Below are 3,718 nucleotides of genomic sequence, written 5' to 3'. Positions count from 1 at the left end.
TCCCAGTCTGTACCAGGCTTGCCATAGTTTGCGTATGGATCGATGGACAAACCACCACGCGGCGTAAACTTACCCCATACCTCGATGTACTTAGGATCCATCAACTTGATGAGATCTTTCATGATGATATTGATGCAGTCCTCGTGAAAGTCCCCGTGATTGCGGAAACTAAATAGATACAATTTCAAAGACTTGGACTCCACCATTTTCTTATCTGGTACATAAGAAATGTAAATGGTCGCAAAGTCTGGTTGACCTGTCATAGGACACAAGCTTGTGAACTCAGGACAGTTAAACTTAACGAAGTAATCATTATCTGGGTGCTTGTTATCAAATGCCTCTAACACCTGTGGTGCATAATCAGTTGGGTAATCGGTCTTGTGACCTAACATCGTTACCCCTTGTAACTCTTTTTCAGATCTGCCGGATGCCATAAGGAACCTCTTTCTATATCTTCTAGAACTCTATAATTAAATATATTGAATAATTCATGTAACACTTAATTATAGCATATAAAAGAATACACTACTTATAGAGATAAATGATTTCAGACTATAGTTAAATGACCAGTTCATCCTATGTCTCTGCATAAACTATCCTATCCCCATACTCTAGTTCAATTATATTGCGCTCACATATAGATTGTACAAAATTAAAATTTATAATAAAATATTCATATACATTTGGTAATGTTAGTTTATTCAGAACGATATAATACCTTATGGAGGTCACTTATGAAATTAAAACAGCTTATTTTATCTAGCATCGCTGTAGGTGCTTTAGCTTTCACATTTGGCACGGCACAACCTGCACAAGCGGCTATTGGCATGGAGAATCCAGGTCCAGCTATGAACCTTGAAAAACCGGCATCTGTTACAACTGCTCATCATATCAATGTAGATGGTAAAGTGGTTGAACCTATCAACGGTCAACAAAATGTAATCTATGTAGATGGTCAGCCACTCGTAGCATTACGCCAAGTATCTGAAGCTTTAGGCTATAAGGTGGCATGGGATGAGCCTACTAAAACAGCATTAGTGGACATGAACATTGCTACACTGGCAATCCAACCAGATTCTGCAGAAGTTGTCCGTCATGGTAAATTAAAAATCATTAACCTTGATACTTCCGAATCCTTCTTGCCTGCAGCTCGCAAGGTAGATGGTACTATCTTTGTAAAACCACAAGTATTCAAATTATTATTGAACGATGTAAAAATTACAAAGGATGAAATCTTCATCGCCCCTCAACGTGCACAATTAGCATCTACTACAAACACAGAGGTATCTCACAAGAATGAACTCAACACATTCTTGCCACCATCTCAAAATGATGTAAAGAAAAAAGAAGATCCAAAGGCTACAGAAAAACCTCTTATTAAAATTAAGAAATCCTTAGCTAAAGATACTGTAACTACAGATGATCAAGCTCAATCTACAGACAAATCTGAATACCAACGTGCTAACGGATTAGATCGATAACCGAAATTAAGAGATTGTTGAGCAAGCTCTCAACGCATTAAAAAATTTATGCAAATAAAAAGGTCCCATACGGGACCTTTTTATTATATAGCATATATAATTATTCGAAATTAGTTTTACTAAATTTGATGACTATATTATCTGCCAAAACCATAACGGTTAAGTGCCGTATTACCACTACCATATATAGCCATGATCTTCGCCATGAAATAGTCAGCTACTGCTAGAGAGTATGCTGCAATATCATTATAATCAGAGTATTTTGGTGCAACATTAGTCACAGTAATGTTTTCAATAGTAGTACTAGCTTTAGGAGTAGTCAATTTATTTGTAGTAGGTGCAGGATCTGTAACAGTTACTGTAGAACCCATAGCTGGATTAACATAACCTGTTGGAGTAGATACTGGTGGACGTTGGGAATCAGTATATTTGTAGCCATAAGAAGCGTCTGCTTGTTGTGGTGCTACTGTAACAGCGCCAAAAGCAAGTACAGCTGCGGCCAAAACGATAGAGAATTGTTTTGATGCTTTCATAAAAAACCTCCAAATAACACAAAAGTATTTTATCAAAAATTATGATAACGGAGATTTATTATAAACCATCTAAATAAATGCACAATGAAAGAGAGTTAATATCATTTATATTTCATTTATCACTTTATTTTGATACCTTTGAAAGCATCTTTCACCTCATTCATTTGGCGTTTTACATCACCAACAGATTCTTTTACATCATCGGGAACCTTGATACTATCTATACCTTTAGCTGAATCAGAGGCACGCTTACTATTTTCACCAGCTTGCTTCATCCCAACTTTAATCCGATCCATGTTCTCATCAATCTCATCGAAGGACTCGTCATAGAGGATAAAATTACTGCCCCCATGCGATGTAATGTTAAGAGGCCCCATGGTGAGTTGCCCATTATCGATGCGCAACGCATCTGTAGAAATGGTCGTAATATTCGTATTAACTGTCACATCACTAAATGATAAATGACGTCCCTTATTATGAAAGTTTCCTGTAATATTTTTAATTGGAATGAGCATATAATGGCCTTCACCAGACCAGAAATTTCCCCACACCTCCATATCACGAGGCTTACCTTCGCTTTTAAAGTTCAAATTAGCCGATACAGGAACGACGAACTCAGGTGTTTTAAGGGCCTCACTACTATCTAAATCCTTAGCTACTCCTGTAATGGTATAGGCTCTTGTATCTAAATTGTATACCCCTTTTGCCTCTAATTTGCCACTGTACACATTAGCATTAACATTTTCAAAATTTAAAATGCCATCTTGGTACGTTACATCACCCACGACGTTTTCAAAGGTAAGCGCAGGAATACGTAAAATAGGCATCGTTACACGGCCTTTAGCTAACGGTCGATTAAAATCACCTGTTACCTTTGTCAACAAGGTCATAGCATCGTGAATATTATCGCCAAAACCAAGGGATGCTGGGTCTACGCCTTTCACATCAAACTGTAAATCCAGTTGAGGCATGCGATGCTTCAACACATCCTTTAAATCAACGCGTCCTTTTAGTGTCATTCCATCACCAATAGCGGTTCCACCAAACTTACCGGTTTCCATATCAACGCAAATAGCGCGCTTACTATCAAGATGAATTTTAGCCTCTACATTCTTCATCACATAGTGACGATTTTTCTGAAAGATTTCTAACTGATTATTTCTAAGTGTAATGGTAAGGTCCAAATGTTGGCCTTCCCAATTAAAATTACGAACCTTCTTCGCCAATTCCTCTTGCCGATCTTGAGTAGTCTTTTTAGGCGGCTTAGGGCGAGGTTCTACTTCATCGAGAGGCTTATTCACATCAGGCGATGCAGGTACGAAGTCTAGTCGGTTATTATCATCTAGATCGACTACGATTGTAGCATCGTTGAGCTCAATGCCATTGATAGCGGAAGCCTTAAAGTTACGAGTGACTACGTCCCACATATTGACGCGAATCTTACCACTTGGAACGGTAAGCAATTCACGGCCTTCAGGATCTTTCCACACCAAGTCGGTAAAAGATAATGTCCCCCACGGTGTTGCAGTTAAACTCTCTACGGTTACAGAACCACGCATCATCGTTTGCCGAGCCATAACCTCATTGAAGATAACGCCCATCCCACGACTCGCTATCGTAGCCAACACAAAGAAAATAATCGCTCCAATGGCAAGAAAAGCAGCAATGCCTTTTAGGCCTTTCTTATACAATTGTTTATATTTT

Annotated in this window: 4 protein-coding genes; 1 reads left to right on the top strand and 3 read right to left on the bottom strand. The window is 38.4% G+C overall.

Annotated features, from left to right (window positions below; all coding sequences use genetic code 11):
* On the bottom strand, window positions 1-434 hold a 434-nt coding region (queF, locus tag QZ055_RS08560; RefSeq protein WP_295826189.1), incomplete at its 3' end, for a preQ(1) synthase.
* A gap of 300 nt (window positions 435-734) precedes the next feature.
* Here queF and QZ055_RS08555 point away from each other — a divergent pair.
* On the top strand, window positions 735-1,481 hold the full coding sequence (locus QZ055_RS08555; RefSeq protein WP_295826186.1) for a copper amine oxidase N-terminal domain-containing protein: 747 nt from the start codon (window positions 735-737) through the stop codon (window positions 1,479-1,481).
* Window positions 1,482-1,618: 137 nt separating this feature from the next.
* Here QZ055_RS08555 and QZ055_RS08550 read toward each other — a convergent pair whose 3' ends face one another.
* Window positions 1,619-2,014 carry a hypothetical protein gene (locus QZ055_RS08550; protein ID WP_119206577.1) on the bottom strand — a complete coding sequence of 132 codons (396 nt, stop codon included), beginning with the start codon at window positions 2,012-2,014 and terminating at the stop codon, window positions 1,619-1,621.
* Between the two features lie 119 nt (window positions 2,015-2,133).
* A partial coding sequence (locus QZ055_RS08545) for a membrane biogenesis protein AsmA (RefSeq protein ID WP_295826183.1) occupies window positions 2,134-3,718 on the bottom strand: 1,585 nt, incomplete at its 5' end.

The organism is uncultured Veillonella sp. (assembly GCF_905209685.1).
Lineage (GTDB): Bacteria > Bacillota > Negativicutes > Veillonellales > Veillonellaceae > Veillonella.
The sequence above is the reverse complement of the archived record's forward strand: the minus strand, read 5'-3'. Positions and strand labels throughout refer to the sequence as shown.

What these genes read in the sequence shown, in the direction of transcription:
- QZ055_RS08555 (WP_295826186.1), top strand. Translation starts at nt 735, where the DNA reads ATGAAATTAAAACAGCTTATTTTATCTAGCATCGCTGTAGGTGCTTTA.
- QZ055_RS08550 (WP_119206577.1), bottom strand. Translation starts at nt 2,014, where the DNA reads ATGAAAGCATCAAAACAATTCTCTATCGTTTTGGCCGCAGCTGTACTT.